A 16,524-nucleotide genomic window follows, 5' to 3' on the forward strand; every position below is an offset into this window, starting at 1 on the left:
AACTGCTGAGTATCTGATCGAGAAAAGTCGTCAGATCCAAGTAAGAGATGGGGAATTTGTCCATGCTGGCGAGAAACTAACTGATGGACTAATCTCAAGTCACGATATTTTAAGAATTCTTGGCGAAAAAGCGCTTCACTACTATTTGATTAGCGAGATTCAACAAGTTTATCGTCGCCAAGGTGTTGCGATCGCAGATAAACATATCGAGATCATCGTCTCTCAAATGCTTCGCCAAGTCAAAATCGTTGATAGTGGAAATACAAATTTCATAGTTGGCGATATGGTCTCAAGAAATAAATTTAAAGAAGAGAACGAGCGCATTATGAACATGGGTGGTGAGCCAGCTATTGCTGAGCCGATCCTTCTTGGTGTTACAAGAGCGGCTATCGGAAGTGATAGTGTGATCTCTGCTGCATCGTTCCAAGAGACAACTAAAGTCTTAACAGAAGCATCTATCGCTGCTAAATTTGACTATCTTGAAGATCTAAAAGAGAACGTTATCCTAGGACGTATGATTCCGGTTGGAACTGGTTTTTATAAAGATAAAAAAGTAAAAATCAAAGAAAACTAATACTTCAAGCCCCTATTTTTGGGGCTTAACCTCCTTAAAAAATTAAATCAATTAAAAATTTACAAGCTATTAACTATCACCTAATAAAATCCTTATCTTTGAAATCACATCATGGAGAATTTATGAAAAACGTTGATCTTGGACTTTTATTTATACGTTTAGGACTTGGTATCTGCCTTTTTATGCATGGTTTTGGTAAAATTTTACATGGACTTAGTGGGGTAAAAGGTATATTGGTCAATGCTGGTTTGCCTGAATTTTTAGCATATTTTTCTTATCTTGGAGAGGTCTTAGCGCCAATTATGTTAATTATTGGTTTTTATTCAAGGGTAGGTGCTATCCTAGTTTTAGGTACTAGTATTACTATTTTATACTCGTACTATGGATTTGCAAATTTATTTGCATTAAACGAGGTTAATGGATTTAAATCAGAGCTTATTTACCTTTATATTGCTATTTCACTTTGTATTCTTTTGATAGGTAGTGGCAAATATGCTGTCAAACAAGACTAATACAAAATAAAGACAGCAGAGTTTTTATAAAATCAAGAATTAGATGAACAAGTCTAACTTATTAACCGTTATTTAAGTTTATTTTAAATAAAATTAGGTCTTTTTAATAAATTTAGTTGAAAGGAATTATTGTGCCAACCATAAATCAATTGGTCAGAAAAGAACGCAAGAAAGTGACTGTTAAGTCAAAATCTCCAGCGTTAAAAGAGTGCCCTCAAAGAAGAGGAGTTTGCACTAGGGTTTATACTACAACTCCTAAAAAACCAAACTCGGCTTTGAGGAAAGTTGCCAAAGTTAGGCTAACAAGCGGTTTTGAAGTCATCAGCTATATCGGTGGTGAAGGTCACAACCTACAAGAACACAGTATCGTTTTAGTTCGCGGCGGTAGGGTTAAAGACTTACCAGGTGTTAAATATCACATCGTTCGTGGTGCACTTGATACTGCTGGTGTTGCAAAAAGAACAGTTTCTCGTTCTAAATATGGTGCAAAACGCCCTAAAGCTGGCGCTGCAGCTGCAACAAAAAAGTAAAAATTTAGGTTCGCAGACGTTGCTATAATTTGCAAACGTTTGAGTAAAATTTCATAAAAATTTGAAGGAAAGATCAAAATGAGAAGAAGAAAAGCCCCTGTAAGGGAAGTCTTACCTGATCCGATTTACGGAAATAAAATAATCACTAAATTTATTAATTCTCTTATGTATGATGGCAAAAAAAGCGTCGCTACTGAGATAATGTATGGTGCTATTAAAGCCATAGAAAAGAAAAATGCTGAGGTTAAAGGCATCGACGTTTTTAATGATGCTATTGAAAATGTAAAACCTATTTTAGAAGTTAAATCACGCCGTGTTGGTGGTGCTACTTATCAAGTACCAGTTGAGGTTCGCCCAGCTCGCCAACAAGCCCTTGCTATCCGCTGGCTTATAACTTACGCTAGAAAAAGAAGCGAAAGAACTATGATAGATAAACTAGCGAATGAGCTCTTAGATGCGGCAAACTCAAAAGGTGCATCTTTCAAGAAGAAGGAAGATACTTACAAGATGGCAGAGGCTAATAAAGCATTTGCTCACTACCGCTGGTAAGAAAGAATTAGTATGGCAGAGAGAAAAACGCCTTTACATAAGGTAAGAAATATCGGTATTGCGGCTCACATTGATGCTGGAAAGACAACTACTAGTGAGAGAATTTTATTCTTTACTGGCATGAGCCATAAAATAGGTGAGGTTCATGATGGTGCTGCTACCATGGACTGGATGGAACAAGAAAAAGAGCGTGGTATTACTATTACTTCAGCTGCAACTACGGCATTTTGGAAGGGTTATCAAATAAACCTAATCGACACTCCGGGACACGTTGACTTTACTATCGAAGTTGAGCGTTCTATGCGTGTTCTTGACGGTGCTGTTTCAGTATTTTGTTCTGTTGGAGGTGTTCAACCACAATCAGAAACTGTTTGGAGACAAGCAAATAAATATCACGTACCAAGAATTGTTTTTGTTAATAAAATGGACAGAATTGGTGCAAATTTCTTTAGAGTTGAAGAGCAAATCAGGGAAAGACTAAAAGCAAACCCAATTCCTATTCAAATTCCTATAGGTGCCGAGGATAACTTTAGAGGTGTGGTTGACCTTGTAAGAATGAAAGCTTATGTTTGGAATGACGAGAAAAAGCCAACTGACTATGTAGAAGAAGAAATTCCAGCTGAAGTTAAAGATAAAGCTGAAGAATACCGCGCAAAACTAATCGAAGCTGTTTCTGAAACAGACGATAGCTTGATGGAGAAATTCTTTGCAGGCGAAGAACTAACTGAAGAAGAGATCAAAAAAGGTATAAAAGCAGGCTGCTTAAGAATGACTATCACACCTATGCTTTGCGGAACTGCGTTTAAGAACAAAGGTATCCAACCTCTACTTGATGCTGTTGTTGATTATTTACCAGCTCCAGATGAGATCGCAGCGATAAATGGTGTTTATGAAGATGGCACTGAAGTGACTGTTGAAAGTACAGATAATGGCGAATTTGCTGCTCTTGCGTTTAAGATCATGACTGACCCATTTGTTGGACAGCTAACATTTATCCGTGTTTATAGAGGAAGCCTTGAAAGCGGTAGTTATGCTTACAACACAGTTCAAGACTGCAAAGAGAGAATCGGCCGCTTACTAAAAATGCACTCAAATAAACGTGAAGAGATTACAGAACTTTTCGCTGGTGAAATCGGTGCTGTTGTTGGTCTAAAAAATACCCTAACCGGCGATACTCTTGCAAGTGAAAAAGATAAAGTTATCCTTGAGAGAATGGACTTCCCAGAGCCAGTTATTAGTGTTGCGGTTGAGCCAAAAACAAAAGCAGATCAAGAAAAAATGGCGATCGCTCTTCAAAAACTAGCTCAAGAAGATCCAAGCTTTAGAGTTAGCACTGATGAAGAGAGCGGACAAACTATCATTAGTGGTATGGGTGAGCTTCACCTAGAGATCATTGTTGATCGTATGCTTCGTGAATTTAAAGTAGATGCTGAAGTTGGTCAGCCACAAGTTGCATACCGCGAGACTATCCGTAAGTCAGTTGAACAAGAGTATAAGTATGCTAAACAATCAGGTGGTCGTGGTCAATATGGTCACGTATTCTTACGTATCGAGCCACTTCCAGCTGCTAGTGGATTTGAATTTGTTAACGACATCAAAGGTGGTGTTGTTCCAAAAGAGTACATCCCAGCTGTTGAAAAAGGTTGTAAAGAGGCACTTCAAAGCGGTGTTCTTGCTGGATATCCAGTTGAAGATGTTAAAGTTACACTTTTTGATGGTAGTTACCACGAAGTTGACTCATCTGAAATGGCGTTTAAACTTGCTGCTTCAATGGGCTTTAAAGAGGGCGCTAGAAAAGCAGGCGCGGTTATCCTTGAGCCAATGATGAAAGTTGAAGTTGAGACTCCAGAAGAGTATATGGGTGATGTTATCGGTGACCTTAATAAACGCCGTGGGCAAGTAAATTCAATGGATGATAGAAATGGTGTAAAAATCATTGCAGCTTATTGTCCACTTGCTCAAATGTTTGGCTACTCAACAGATCTTCGCTCAATGACTCAAGGTCGTGCGACTTACTCTATGGAATTTGATCACTACGAAGAAGTTCCTAAAAACGTAAGTGAAGAGATCATTAAAAAGAGAAATGGCTAATTAGCCAAAATAGGGCAGAGCGATCTGCCCTTTAAAATTTAACCACTTGAGTAAAAATTTAAACTAACTTGCAAATTTGTCCTCATAGCTCAGCTGGATAGAGCGCAGAATTCCTAATTCTGAGGCCACAGGTTCGAACCCTGTTGGGGACACCATCATACAATCGCCTTTGTAAAATACAAAGTGCTCAAACAAGTGTTTTTTAAATATACTAAAACATATAATAAGATATAGCAATTTATAAAAATGCTCTTATGCTGATCAGTATAATATAGTAAAAGAAAAAATGTAAAGAATGGACTTTATAAAAAAGATTACAAGTGATATGCAAATAAGATCACTAATATCAAAGAGAAATTTTATAAAAACATAATGGTAAATGACTATATTTCCATCAATCTAGTCGGTTTATCTATATATGCATTCGTAGTGGGTTTAGCTTTTTTATCAACACGTTATATTATTAATTTTTATCTAAACTAATAAATTTTATCAACAAAAATTTTTATATATTTAATAATCCGTGCTAACATTTCAAAAATTTATTTAAGGAGAGTAGATGAAAAAAATTTTACTTTTAGGAGCTGTTTGTTGTATGTTGTCAGCTGATGTTAAAACCGTTAATATAAGCCCAGACGAGATCAAAAAATATGATCAGATTATCGATATAAGAACTCCATCTGAGTGGCAAGAGACTGGCGTTATCGCAGGTGCAAAGACTATAACTTTTAATCCAAACGATAAGAGTGCATTTTTAGAGGAGCTTTCAAAAGAAGTTGATGTCAAAAAACCTATTGCTCTTGTTTGCAGAAGCGGCAGAAGAAGCACAGCAGCTGCAGCAGCGATAGATAGCTCAGATCTTAAGATAATAAATTTAGATGGAGGTATGAGTAGCTTGATTGAGCAAGGCTACAAAACTACGCCTTATAAAAAATAGATAAATTTTTATAATTCTACATTTGACTACAAGATAATTTTATTTTGTAGTCAAATTTTATATCAAATAATAAATTTTATTATTTGATTAACTACCGATTAACTCTAGCTATATATAATTTCATTATATTTATAATAAAGAAGGAGACAAAATGTCAAAAGTTATTTTACAATTAAATGTTATTCAGGCTGATGCAAATGCACTTTATATTAAATTTCACGATCTTCACTGGAATGTAAAAGGTATTCAATTTTTTAGCGTTCATGAATACACAGAAAAGGCTTACGAAGATATGAGTGAGATATTTGACGATACAGCTGAGAGAGCTCTTATGCTTGGTGGCAGACCTATTGTCAAGGCTGAGGAGCTAGCAAAAGTTACTCATATCAAACACGAGCCAAAAGAAATTTACACTCCAACTGAGGTTTTAGAGATTGTCTTGGCTGATTATAAACACCTTTTGGGCGAGTTTAAAAAGCTTGACGAACTTGCAGAAGGCGATACAACAACTCAAATGTATGCACAAGATCAAATCGCAAAATTTGAAAAAGCGATCTGGATGCTAAACGCAACACTTAGCAAATAACTACTAGCGGGAGTTTTCCCGCTCTATCTAAATAAATTCTACTTTTTGGCGATATTGATTCTATAAATTCTAAGGAGCCAAAATGAAAATTTCTCAAATTGCAAACTCATACGATAATTTAGGTCTAAAAGGAAATGTAAAATCAGAAATTTCGCTTCATAAAGATGAAAAGAATATCTCTAAAAAAGAGTCTGAAATTACAAATTTAACAGCCAAAGACATTTCAAATAGCTACTTTTTGCAGTATCAAAAAGATATCGTTAAAAGTAGTAGTTCAAATTTACTAGCCCAAAGCGGCTTAAGCTTTAATGCGCCTAAAAATTTATCAGAAATTTTATCAGGACTTGATCTTGCAAATATCGGCTATAACGGTAAATCTTTAAACGAGCTAAGTAGTGACGAGGCAAATGATCTTATCAGCGAGAATGGATTTTTTGGTATCGCAAATACGGTTGATAGGATAGCTAGCTTTGTGCTAAATGGTGCAGGTGATGACGTGGAAAAACTAAAAGCTGGTAGAGAGGGCGCGGCAAAGGGTTTTGAGGATGCGAAGAAAATTTGGGGAGGTGAGCTTCCTGAAATTTCACAAAAGACTATCGAAAAGACCCTTGAGACACTTGATAAAAAGATCGCCGAGCTTGGCGGTAACGTTTTAAATGTTTCAGCTTAACCATCTTAGGCAGGCTCGCCTAAGATAAATTTGTATGATCGTGTATATAAATTTAGATACGAGCCTTTAATTTCCCGCAAAATTTATTTAATCTTAAAAGTTATACTTCGCCGTTTTACACTAAGGAGAAGAGATGAAAGCTAAAATTTTACTTCCACTGGCAACTGCCATCATGTTTTTGGGTTGCTCATTTTTTGAGGATAACCCACCAGTGCGAAAACAGCCAAGACAGGTCATGCAAAATACACCAGTAAAAAGCTCGATCAAAGGTTTTATAAAAGAGGTTACTTATAAAGATTCAAAATACTGCTATGAAATAGTGGCGAGCGATACAAAAAATCACAAACTCAATAAAGCAAATTTTTGTGCAAATAGATACTATTATGATAAAGGCGACTTGGTCTATGCGACCTTTTATGCAGATAAACTTATAGATATGCTTATTATAAAAGAGGGTGGCTCTAGTGGCTTATATAATGGTATAAAAAAGCCACAAAATGAAGTGATTATTAAAAGAAAAAATGTAAAAACAAATATCGAAGTGCCAAAAGAGGAAAAAATTTCTTTTTAATTACCGTTGATTTACTGCTTGCTTATATAATTTCAACAGCAATCAAAACTAGAACTCCTTTTAAGGGGCAAAGCAACAGCCCCTTTTTCTTTTTACTTCTTTAAAATTTTGTCCTTGTTTTATTTAAAATTATCAACTTTTATCTATTTTTGATTAATTACGGTAAACGATCGGTAACTGAAATTAAAAATTTTAAGCTTCATGTTAAATTTTATTGATTATAATCGTCAGCACAAAACCTTAAAAGGAGAAAAAATGAAACTAACGAAAATTAGTTTAGCCGCTTTGGTTGCTTTAGGTGCATTTTCAAGCGTAGCAAGTGCTACTCCACTTGAAGAAGCTATAAAAAATGTAGATCTTTCAGGATTTGCAAGATATAGATATACTCATACTCATGAGTATGACAAAAGACAAGAAAATGTCATAAAAGCCAATGATGCAAAACATAACTTTAAAATGATTACAAATTTTAAAGCTGCCATCGATGATAACTTCTTTGGTGTTATCGGCCTAAGATATAATGCAAACGATGGTTCAGGTGATAATGTAGACGCAGGAACAGACAAGACAGATACAAAGACACCTTTTAATGTTCACCAATTCTATCTTGGTTATAAAGCTGGAAATACTACTATAACAGCTGGCAAACAAGAGATTGGCTCATACTTTACAGATGATGCTATCGGTACTGGTGTAAGAGTAGTAAATGAAGATATTGAAGGTCTTACCCTAACAGCTTTAGCTTTTGATGCACTAGAGGGTGGAGATGAAAGCGATGGCGATCTATATAAAACAAACGTAACCAATAACCTAGATGGTTACGATGTTGGAAATCTATATGCAGCTGGTATCGCTGGTTCATATGATCCTATCAATTTCCAACTATGGTATGCTAGTCTAACAAATCTAGCTGACCTACTTGCAGCTGATGTTTCAGCAAATTTTGCTATTAATGATGATATTAGCTTAGGCGGTAGAATCAACTATGTAAATAGTACAGCTGATAAAGAAGCAAAAAATTATTTATCTTCATTAAATGGTTATAAATACAATGATGGTAACTTCTATGCTGGTGAACTTTCAGCTTCACTATTTGGTCTTGATTTATCTGCTGGCTATATAGGTTGGAAAGTTCAAGATAAGGGCGCAACATCATTTAGTTTTGAAGATCAAGGTTCTTTGATAGATGCTGGTGAAGATGTATTTGATTGGACGCTTACAGAAGGTAAAGGTAACTTCTTCTATGCAACAAGTGCATATGCATTTGATAAATTTACAGTTGGCTTGGATTATGTAAAAGGCAATATAAAAACTGCAGGAGCAAATAATCAAGATGTAAAAGAGAAAATAGAAGAATTTGTTCCAAGATTTGCTTATCAATACAGCAAAAAGTTGAAATTTAGCTCATTCTACTCTTTCCAAACACATAAATTTGCTAATGATGTTAAAGCAAAAGAAGATAAATTTAGATTTGAGGCTAAATACTCATTCTAATCGTAGCTCATTAATCAACTTATGATATAATCCCGGGTCGGAGTAATCTGATCCGGGATTTTTAAATTTAGAGCAAAATTTCAAGGAAAATTATGAAAAGTATTAAAATTTCTTTTTTGGCGTGTTTTTTGGTGGCAAATGCCTTTGCAGCTTCACAAGTCTACTATATAGAAGCTCGTGGTGAGTTTGGTAAAGAACTTGCAGAAATGGCAAAAAAGCAGGCTAATGATAGAAATGAAAAAGTAAATGTCTATGTCGATGAAGATCCAAGACGCTATAAAGATAATAGAATTTTAAAATTGGGCGTTGATAGAAAGGGCAGATATAGTGTTTCTTTGGGTAAGGAGCTTTATGAAAAGCAATGTGCTAGCTGTCATGGCGAGAATGCTGATAAAAGACCATTTGGTTCAACGCCTCTAAAAAATATGGATGCTAAGGATATTGAAGATAGCATCATCTCTTATAGAAGTGACTCAAGTTTTGGTGGAAGCGGTAAAAATGTAATGCAAAATCAAGCTAAAATTCTTTCAAATAATGACCTTGGTGCGATTCTTGCCTATCTAAAGGGCAAAGATGCATTTGCTGAACAAGACGTAAATGAAAACAAACCAGTCTCTACTCAAACAAAGCAAGGCAGTTATTTAAGATAAGTTTTACTTTGATAGCTTTGTCATAATATAAATAAAAGGAAGCAGATGTTAAATCCAAGATCATTATTTTTAAGTATGGGTCCAGCTATCATTTTGATGATAATCTTTGCCATAGCTAGCGGAGCCGCTACGATAATAGAAAGTAAAACCAGCACAGAAGCTGCATGGTACTATGTTTATGGTGCCAGCTGGTTTGCTCTCATTCAACTACTTCTTGGCATAAATTTGGCCTATAATATCTTTAGATATAACTTAATAGATCCTAAAAAGCTCCCTTCGCTTATCTTTCACCTTGGTTTTATCGTTATCTTAATCGGTGCTGGCATAACAAGATACCTTGGCTTTGAGGCTGATATGCATATAAGAGAAAAAACTCAGTCAAATATCGTTACGACAAAAATATCCTATTTAAATTTAACTGCATTAAACGATAATGGAGAAGAGATAAACGCTGCTTTGCCACTAGGAATTTCTGATGCAAAAAAAGGTTTTGATCTAAAGCTAAAAATAGCAGATAATGAAGCTAATTTAAAATTTAAAGAATTTGTGCCAAATGCAAGTTATAAGTTTGTGGATGATAAAAACGGGCAACCAGTAGTGGAATTTGTGGTTTCAAACGAGAGTGAAAGTGAAGAAATCTTCTTGTTAGAAGAAGAGGAAGCAAGAGTTGCAGATATTAGTTTTATCTTTAATGCTAAACCAGATGAGAGTAAAAAATATGTGCTTTTTAAATTAGTGGACGGAAATTTCACAGTTACTTCAAATACTGATCTTTCAAAATTTACAATGAGTGATAGCTCAAAAACTGAGTTAAAAGCTGGTAGTGTAAATGATTTTGGCATGGGCAGTCTTTATACTATTTCAAATATAAATTTTGCTCCAAGATTAGTTTCGACTCATGCTTTAAGAAAGCTAGTTAGCACAAAAGATAGCGAATTTAACGCCTTGATAGCTGAATTAAATTATAAAGGCGAGAGTAAAGAGATGCATATTTTTTATAACCTAACAGAGCCTTCACGCTTAGCTGTGGCTGGACAAAAATTTAACGCTTCATGGGGTGCGCAGCAAGTTAAACTTCCGTTTAGCTTATACTTAAAAGACTTTGAGCTTAAAAGATATCCTGGCTCAAATTCTCCTATGAGCTATTCAAGTGAAGTTATCGTAAAAGATGATACAAACATGTCAGGGCTTGACTATAAAATTTATATGAATCACGTGCTTGACTATGATGGTTATAGATTTTTCCAAAGTTCATACGATACAGATGAAAAAGGAACCATTCTCTCTGTAAATAAAGATCCAGGCAAGATACCAACTTATATCGGCTACTTTTTGCTTGGGCTTGGCTTTGTGTTAAATGTTGTAAATCCTGGTAGCCGCTTTAGAAAGCTAGCTAAGTTAATAGACAATGAATCAACAAAAGGTGGTAAAAAGGTTGTTGCTATCATTGCCATTATGCTTTTAAGTTTAAGTTTTAGCTCATTAAAGGCTGAAGACTTTTTGCCTAATATCAGCAAAGAGCACACACAAAAGCTTTCTAGACTTATTGTGCAAAGCTCAGATGGTAGAATGAAGCCATTTGACACTCTTAGTAAAGAAATTTTAAATAAAATACATAGAAGCGAGAACATAAATAGCCTAAACTCTAATCAAGCTATGCTTTCAATAATGGTAACGCCTGATTTTTGGCGAAATGAAAAAATTATCTCACTTGGACAAAGCAAGGAGCTAAAAAAAGAGCTTGGCATAGATGAAAATGCAAAGTATGCAAGTTTTAATGATTTTTTTAGAGCTACAAAAGATGGCGGAAGTGAATATAAACTCACAAAATTTGCTGAAATTGCTAATCGTAAGCATCCTGGATCACGCAATACATTTGATAAAGATGTGATAAAGATCGACGAGAGATTGAATGTTTTTTATATGATATTTATTGGTGAAATTTTTAAAATTTTTCCAAAGCAAGATGACCCATCAAACTCTTGGTATTCACCTGCTAGTGCAATGATGTATTTTCCGCCTAAGGAGGCCGATCTAGTCATTAATATGATGAGAGAGTATTTTGCAGCAGTTGATGCAGCAACAAAAGATAATGATTGGAGTAAGGCTGATGCCACACTTGATAAAATTTCAGCCTATCAGCAAAAGTACGGCTCTGCTGTAATGCCAAGTGAAGAAAAGATAAATATAGAAATTTTGTTTAATAAAATTCAAATTTTTGAACGATTGACGCCGGTTTATCTTTTGGCTGGCCTTGCACTTTTATTTTTTGTTTTTATCAAAATGCTAGCTCCAAAGGTCCAGATAAATGGTATTGTAAAGATTGTGTATATTATAAATTTACTAGCTTTTTTTGCTCACACTGTCGGACTTGGACTTCGTTGGTACATTGCTGAGCATGCGCCTTGGAGTAACGCTTATGAATCGATGGTCTATATCGCTTGGGCTTTAGGATTTTCTGGTATCGTCTTTGCAAAACGTAGCCCTATCGCCCTTGCTCTTACGTCTATATTGGCTGGCGTTACATTGTTTGTTGCGCACCTTAGCTGGATGGATCCGCAGATCACTACACTTGTGCCTGTACTTCAAAGCTACTGGCTAACAATACATGTCTCTGTCATTACTGCAAGTTATGGATTTTTAGGGCTTTGCGCGTTACTTGGTGGCTTTACACTATTGCTTATCATTTTGCAAAATAAGAAAAAGCCAAATCCAGAAATTTCTCGTAATATTCTTGAAGCTACTCGTATAAATGAGATGGCTATGATACTAGGACTTAGCTTGCTTACTCTTGGAAATTTCCTAGGCGGTGTCTGGGCGAACGAGAGTTGGGGTAGATATTGGGGCTGGGACAGCAAGGAGACTTGGGCATTAGTTTCGATACTTGTTTATGCCGCAGTTCTTCATATAAGATTTATTCCAAAGCTAAATAACCAGTATGCATTTGCAGTGGCTTCATTCTTTGCTTATTGGTCGATTATTATGACTTATTTTGGCGTAAATTTTTATTTAGCTGGTATGCACTCGTATGCAGCTGGCGATCCATTGCCAGTGCCTGATTTTGTCTGGATTAGTATCGTGATAATGGTGCTTATGAGTATTTTGGCATTTACAAAGCGATCACTTTGCTCAAGGCTTTAGATGCTAATAAAAGGTCTAATAGTTTTCTTTATTGTATTGCTATTAATTGCAATTTGTGCGTTAATCTATTTACTTTTAAGAAATAGAGATTATAGCGCCGAAATAAAGGAGCTTGCATTAGAAAAAGAAGAGATAACAATCGAAAAACTTGAAAAGCTTGCTGGTGATAATAGTTTAAGTAAAAACGAGCTTTTCGAACTTATTCAAATCTTTGTAGGAAATTTTAGTATACCAGCTAAAAATAACCAAGTCATGCCAAAAGAGGCAAATAACTATATAAATTTTATAATTTTAATCTGCTCTCATAAAAATTCTGATGCAAAGCTCATCAGTTTTTTAGACAAAGAAGCTAAAAAGAAAAATCCAAGCTATATTGTCGAGATAGAAGAGAGTGAGAAAATCGGCATAGAAAATCGCAAAAATCGTAGATAAATTTATTTAAAAAAGTGTAGTTAAATATCTTAAAATTAAATTTGGTATAAAAATGAGTTCTTATGATTTTGATTCTATGTACGTGATATTTCTTATTTTATTTTTAATCGTATTGCCTATATTTTTGATAATTCCTGCAGGTAGATATAATATAAAGGTTTATACGAGTAAATTTGATCTAATTGGACTTCATCTAATTTTTCCAATCATTATATTGCCTACTTTGGTAGGTACTTTTATTTTAGTTTGTAGCTTTTTAAATATTTCAGATTATACTGGTTTAAGCTTTGTGTTCTATGCTTTTTTGATTCTAATGATATCCTATATAATTTATGGCTTTTATGTTTGCATCAAATATAACTACGGCTTTTTTCATTGTATCGTAGCGCTTTTTTTAAGATTTAATTATGTTACCCCGCTTATTTATCTGCTCTTTTTAGGCGGAAAAAACTACAAAGATGACAAAGAGATAACTTCTAAAAATATTAAGGGCTTAAATCTTTTTGATCAGTTTAGATTTTCTATTTATAATTTAATTGCTATTAGAAACTAAAAGTATTTTAAGAGCATTAAAGGTTTTGCAATTAGAGAAAATGCCAAAAAGCAAGAGAAATTTTTATATTTAGCTTTTGCTTAGTTTTTATATCTTTCTTATCTTTAAAATTTTAGTCCAAAGCAGGCTTTTGTTTTGTCTTATCGTTTTTAAGCTTATCTTTTTTGGCTTCAAACTCAGCTATTATATTTGCATCAGGAAATAAATATCCATCCTCAACCATCAGATCAACTGCCTTTTTAAACATAGGCAAGGCACTTTGAGCGCCGAAGTAGTAGTAAGGTCTTTTAGGATCCCTTGCTAAAACGCCTATTGTGTAGCTATTACCTCTTGTGTCGTTCACAAAGCCAAAAAATGAGCCATTGTAGGTGTTGCTGTATCCACCACTACCTGAAGCAATGTGTGCAGTTCCAGTCTTGCCACCTATCTCAAGTCCTGGCGTAAAGGCTTTTAGTCCAGTACCTTTCTCAACCGTTTTTATTAAAATTCTCTTCATTATCTTTGCGGTCTCTTGTGATATAACTTGAGCTGGCTCGGACTTTGGCAAATCGTATCTTTTTCCATTTCTCTCTAAGTAGGCAACCATGTGAGGAGTAACTTCAATGCCTTTATTATTAAATGTATTATAGGCTTTTAAAAGCTGCATAAATGTAGCTTGCAAGCCGTATCCGTAGCTCACAGTCGCCTTATATGTTGATGAGTTTAGCTTTGTAACTGTTGGCATCATACCTACTTGCTCGTAAGGTAGATCTATGCCTGTTTTTCTTGAAAAACCAAAATTTAAAAGTCCTTGATAAATTTGTGGCCCATTTAAACGCTCAACAAGCTGGATCATACCGATGTTTGAGCTATGTACGATTATATCCTCAGCACTCATAAAAGGCTCCGGATGGGTATCTTTAATTATCCTTTTGCCAAGTTGGTATCGGCCATTATAGGTATTTACAAGCTCGAATGGATTTACTTTCTTCTCTTGAAGTAAGATAGAAAATATAAATGGTTTAAAAACTGAGCCAACTTCATAAGCATATTCGCTAACGGTCGAATTTAGAGCGCTATAATCTTGCTTTCTTATGTTTGAAGGATCATATCTTGAGCTAGAGGCTAGAGCTAAAATTTCTCCATTTTTGCTATTCATTATACAGATGACTAGCTCTTTTGCATCTAGAAATTCACGCTTTTCATCTAAAATTTGCTCTAGTTTGGTTTGAAATTTTAATGGTATAGAAAGCACCGCATTGTAGCCATCTACTCTTGTTGCCAAATTTGAGTCACTTGTTAAAATAATATTATTTCCAATATCGCGAGGCCCTAAAATTTTTGCATTTTGTATAGGGGCTAAATAATCTTCATAATATCTCTCAAGACCTTTTACGCCTTTGCTTTTTGTAAGCGCGTCACTTTCAGTTTTGCTCACGTAGCCAATAGCTGGTGTGAGGGCATCTTTTGACATAAATTTACGATTTTGACCGCTCTCCATTACTCTCATGCCCTGAAATGAAGCAAGGCCTGTTTTTGGGTCAAGGTATGAAACCAAAATGCTCTTGCGATTTAGCTTTCTTGAGAGCTCTTGAAGGTAGGTAGCACCCTTTGCATCAATACTATATGAGAGTGTAACGATGCCTTTTGTGTCATTTATAATCTTTCTTACTTTGTTTGGATCATCGCCGCTGTAAAGCGAATATAGCTTGATAAACATCTCTTTTTTATTAGGATCAATATTTCTAGTATCAAGCATTACTTTGTAGAGCTTTTGGCTTGAAGAGATACTAAAGCCATCTTTTGTGATTATATTGCCACGAATTGCTGTGTTTATATCGCTTGTTTGAAGTCTAGGAAGCTTTCGCTCGATACTTGCTCTATAAAATATGACAAGCACAAATATTGAAATTCCAAAAGTAATTAATAAAAAAAGTATGGTTATTTTTGATTTTCTGGAATTCATTAATGACTTAAATTTGTGTTCTAGAAATTTCTTTATAAGCACTTAGCGCTTTGTTGCGAATTTCTAGCATAAGCTTCATGCTAGTCTCTGCTTTACCTATCGCAATAGCAGCTTGGTGAAGATCTTTTACCTCGCCAGTCGCAAGATCAGCTATGGCTTTATCAGCGTTTATTTGAACCTTGTTTAGCTCTTTTAAAGAGTCGTTTAAAGCATTTTCGAAGCCACCTTGTTCGCCTGCTTTTACTATTTTATTTGAATTTTCATTTTTATTTATTTTGTCTAAATTTATACTATTTATCATTATGCTTGTCCTGAAATAAGTGATATCGCACTTTGTGCTATTGTTTTTGCGTTTTGAAAGGCTGCCACGTTTGCTTGATATGCTCTTGTTGCTTCAAGTAAGTCAGACATCTCAATGACCGGATTTATATTTGGAAATGCGACGTAGCCATTTGCATTTGCGTCTGGATGACTTGGGTCATATTTTAGCTGAAAGTCCTTATCGTTGCGCACCACTTTATCTACGATCACACTAGTTAGGGCAGGGTGAGCGTTTCTTGGTGAGCTTGGGTCGTCGAGCGGATTTTCATACTCGAGTAGACTTTGTGAGCTTTTAAGTTGATCGTTTAAAATTTTATCAAAGTTCATCTCTTTAAAGATGACCTCTTGCCTTCTGTAAGGGCCACCTTCGGCCGTTCTTGTGGTTTGAGCGTTTGCTATGTTTGAGCTGATGACATTCATCCTAAAGCGTTGCGCGCTTAGTCCGTATCCGCTAATATCAAAATCATTTAAGTATGACATCATCTCTCCTAGTTTTTAGCACTTGCGTCTATTACGCTTTTAAAGATATTGCTTTGAGCCTTGTAGGCGTTATCAAGAGCGTTTATCATAACTGTATTTTTGCCCATTTCTGTTGTCTCAACATCAAGATCAACCGTGTTTGCGTCATTTCTAGCCATGTGACCATCACGCAAGAAAATTTGAGCTGTGTCACTTTTTGGAAAATCAACCACAGCCATATGCGCTTCGTTTGTCTTAGCAAGCTGTAGCTTTTTTTGGCTTGAAGTGTTATAAATTTCATTTGCTTTTTCTTTTAAGACATCTTCAAATCTTATATCTCTAGCTTTATAAAATGGTGTATCAACGTTTGCAAGATTGCCAGAGATTAGTTTTTGGCGTAGTTCTCTGCCTGCAAGAGCCGATTCAACAAGTGGGCTAGATTTTGATTTATCTAAAACAAACATTTAAAATCCTTATGAAATTTCACACTTTTATAAGCAAACTATGTT

17 protein-coding genes, 1 tRNA gene and 1 pseudogene are annotated in these 16,524 nt (G+C 35.1%); 15 read left to right on the forward strand and 4 right to left on the reverse strand.

Annotated features, from left to right (window positions below; all coding sequences use genetic code 11):
- The 15 genes and pseudogenes from B9N66_RS03285 to B9N66_RS03355 form a co-directional block, all read left to right on the forward strand.
- Positions 1 to 574 (forward strand): annotated as a pseudogene (locus B9N66_RS03285) (DNA-directed RNA polymerase subunit beta'); the annotation flags it as partial.
- Positions 575 to 696: 122 nt separating this feature from the next.
- Positions 697 to 1,086 (forward strand): DoxX family protein, encoded by a 390-nt coding sequence (locus B9N66_RS03290; RefSeq protein WP_087579881.1) that lies wholly within the window; start codon positions 697 to 699, stop codon positions 1,084 to 1,086.
- Between the two features lie 131 nt (positions 1,087 to 1,217).
- Entirely contained in the window at positions 1,218 to 1,616 is a 399-nt protein-coding gene (gene rpsL / locus B9N66_RS03295; RefSeq protein ID WP_021090705.1) for a 30S ribosomal protein S12, read from the forward strand.
- 78 nt (positions 1,617 to 1,694) lie between these two features.
- Complete coding sequence (gene rpsG, locus B9N66_RS03300) at positions 1,695 to 2,165, forward strand: 30S ribosomal protein S7 (protein ID WP_021090980.1); 471 nt, start codon at positions 1,695 to 1,697, stop codon at positions 2,163 to 2,165.
- A gap of 12 nt (positions 2,166 to 2,177) precedes the next feature.
- Positions 2,178 to 4,256: an elongation factor G gene (gene fusA / locus B9N66_RS03305; protein ID WP_087579882.1), complete on the forward strand. Its 2,079-nt coding sequence runs from the start codon at positions 2,178 to 2,180 to the stop codon at positions 4,254 to 4,256.
- Between the two features lie 78 nt (positions 4,257 to 4,334).
- A tRNA-Arg gene (locus tag B9N66_RS03310) sits at positions 4,335 to 4,411 on the forward strand.
- A 404-nt stretch (positions 4,412 to 4,815) separates the two neighbouring features.
- A complete protein-coding gene (locus B9N66_RS03315; RefSeq protein ID WP_087576842.1) occupies positions 4,816 to 5,193 on the forward strand; it encodes a rhodanese-like domain-containing protein in 378 nt (125 codons plus the stop codon).
- 151 nt (positions 5,194 to 5,344) lie between these two features.
- A complete protein-coding gene (locus B9N66_RS03320; protein ID WP_054196411.1) occupies positions 5,345 to 5,779 on the forward strand; it encodes a Dps family protein in 435 nt (144 codons plus the stop codon).
- Positions 5,780 to 5,861: 82 nt separating this feature from the next.
- Positions 5,862 to 6,449, forward strand: coding sequence for a hydrogenase-4 component G (locus B9N66_RS03325; RefSeq protein WP_087579883.1), 588 nt, complete (start codon positions 5,862 to 5,864; stop codon positions 6,447 to 6,449).
- Between the two features lie 133 nt (positions 6,450 to 6,582).
- The gene (locus tag B9N66_RS03330) at positions 6,583 to 7,020 is read left to right on the forward strand and encodes a hypothetical protein (protein ID WP_087579884.1); all 438 of its coding nucleotides are present in this window, start codon (positions 6,583 to 6,585) and stop codon (positions 7,018 to 7,020) included.
- Positions 7,021 to 7,275: 255 nt separating this feature from the next.
- Complete coding sequence (locus B9N66_RS03335; protein WP_087579885.1) at positions 7,276 to 8,514, forward strand: major outer membrane protein; 1,239 nt, start codon at positions 7,276 to 7,278, stop codon at positions 8,512 to 8,514.
- 92 nt (positions 8,515 to 8,606) lie between these two features.
- Positions 8,607 to 9,164 (forward strand): c-type cytochrome, encoded by a 558-nt coding sequence (locus B9N66_RS03340; protein WP_087579886.1) that lies wholly within the window; start codon positions 8,607 to 8,609, stop codon positions 9,162 to 9,164.
- Between the two features lie 45 nt (positions 9,165 to 9,209).
- Positions 9,210 to 12,305: a cytochrome c biogenesis protein CcsA gene (gene ccsA / locus B9N66_RS03345; RefSeq protein ID WP_087579887.1), complete on the forward strand. Its 3,096-nt coding sequence runs from the start codon at positions 9,210 to 9,212 to the stop codon at positions 12,303 to 12,305.
- Positions 12,306 to 12,737: a fatty-acid--CoA ligase gene (locus B9N66_RS03350; RefSeq protein WP_084108329.1), complete on the forward strand. Its 432-nt coding sequence runs from the start codon at positions 12,306 to 12,308 to the stop codon at positions 12,735 to 12,737.
- 52 nt (positions 12,738 to 12,789) lie between these two features.
- A complete protein-coding gene (locus tag B9N66_RS03355) occupies positions 12,790 to 13,290 on the forward strand; it encodes a hypothetical protein (protein WP_257639763.1) in 501 nt (166 codons plus the stop codon).
- 112 nt (positions 13,291 to 13,402) lie between these two features.
- Here the strand turns inward: B9N66_RS03355 and B9N66_RS03360 are convergent, their stop codons facing one another.
- The 4 genes from B9N66_RS03360 to flgB are packed head-to-tail and all read right to left on the reverse strand — an operon-like array spanning position 13,403 to position 16,479.
- Positions 13,403 to 15,235, reverse strand: a complete 1,833-nt coding sequence (locus B9N66_RS03360; protein ID WP_087580182.1) for a peptidoglycan D,D-transpeptidase FtsI family protein — start codon at positions 15,233 to 15,235, stop codon at positions 13,403 to 13,405.
- A gap of 7 nt (positions 15,236 to 15,242) precedes the next feature.
- A complete protein-coding gene (fliE, locus tag B9N66_RS03365; RefSeq protein WP_087579888.1) occupies positions 15,243 to 15,536 on the reverse strand; it encodes a flagellar hook-basal body complex protein FliE in 294 nt (97 codons plus the stop codon).
- Positions 15,536 to 16,036, reverse strand: a complete 501-nt coding sequence (gene flgC, locus B9N66_RS03370; protein ID WP_087579889.1) for a flagellar basal body rod protein FlgC — start codon at positions 16,034 to 16,036, stop codon at positions 15,536 to 15,538. Before flgC ends, fliE begins: the two co-directional genes overlap by 1 nt.
- An 8-nt stretch (positions 16,037 to 16,044) precedes the next feature.
- A complete protein-coding gene (flgB, locus tag B9N66_RS03375) occupies positions 16,045 to 16,479 on the reverse strand; it encodes a flagellar basal body rod protein FlgB (protein WP_087579890.1) in 435 nt (144 codons plus the stop codon).
- Positions 16,480 to 16,524: the final 45 nt, after the last annotated feature.

Source organism: Campylobacter concisus, from assembly GCF_002165775.1.
In the GTDB taxonomy this organism is placed as follows: domain Bacteria; phylum Campylobacterota; class Campylobacteria; order Campylobacterales; family Campylobacteraceae; genus Campylobacter_A; species Campylobacter_A concisus_E.

Bases quoted from the DNA above. Each gene is read 5' to 3' on its own strand.
- flgB (WP_087579890.1), bottom strand. From the start codon at position 16,479: ATGTTTGTTTTAGATAAATCAAAATCTAGCCCACTTGTTGAATCGGCT.
- B9N66_RS03350 (WP_084108329.1), top strand. From the start codon at position 12,306: ATGCTAATAAAAGGTCTAATAGTTTTCTTTATTGTATTGCTATTAATT.
- B9N66_RS03335 (WP_087579885.1), top strand. From the start codon at position 7,276: ATGAAACTAACGAAAATTAGTTTAGCCGCTTTGGTTGCTTTAGGTGCA.
- B9N66_RS03340 (WP_087579886.1), top strand. From the start codon at position 8,607: ATGAAAAGTATTAAAATTTCTTTTTTGGCGTGTTTTTTGGTGGCAAAT.
- B9N66_RS03320 (WP_054196411.1), top strand. From the start codon at position 5,345: ATGTCAAAAGTTATTTTACAATTAAATGTTATTCAGGCTGATGCAAAT.
- rpsG (WP_021090980.1), top strand. From the start codon at position 1,695: ATGAGAAGAAGAAAAGCCCCTGTAAGGGAAGTCTTACCTGATCCGATT.
- fliE (WP_087579888.1), bottom strand. From the start codon at position 15,536: ATGATAAATAGTATAAATTTAGACAAAATAAATAAAAATGAAAATTCA.
- ccsA (WP_087579887.1), top strand. From the start codon at position 9,210: ATGTTAAATCCAAGATCATTATTTTTAAGTATGGGTCCAGCTATCATT.
- flgC (WP_087579889.1), bottom strand. From the start codon at position 16,036: ATGTCATACTTAAATGATTTTGATATTAGCGGATACGGACTAAGCGCG.
- B9N66_RS03290 (WP_087579881.1), top strand. From the start codon at position 697: ATGAAAAACGTTGATCTTGGACTTTTATTTATACGTTTAGGACTTGGT.
- B9N66_RS03315 (WP_087576842.1), top strand. From the start codon at position 4,816: ATGAAAAAAATTTTACTTTTAGGAGCTGTTTGTTGTATGTTGTCAGCT.
- B9N66_RS03355 (WP_257639763.1), top strand. From the start codon at position 12,790: ATGAGTTCTTATGATTTTGATTCTATGTACGTGATATTTCTTATTTTA.
- B9N66_RS03330 (WP_087579884.1), top strand. From the start codon at position 6,583: ATGAAAGCTAAAATTTTACTTCCACTGGCAACTGCCATCATGTTTTTG.
- B9N66_RS03360 (WP_087580182.1), bottom strand. From the start codon at position 15,235: ATGAATTCCAGAAAATCAAAAATAACCATACTTTTTTTATTAATTACT.
- B9N66_RS03325 (WP_087579883.1), top strand. From the start codon at position 5,862: ATGAAAATTTCTCAAATTGCAAACTCATACGATAATTTAGGTCTAAAA.
- fusA (WP_087579882.1), top strand. From the start codon at position 2,178: ATGGCAGAGAGAAAAACGCCTTTACATAAGGTAAGAAATATCGGTATT.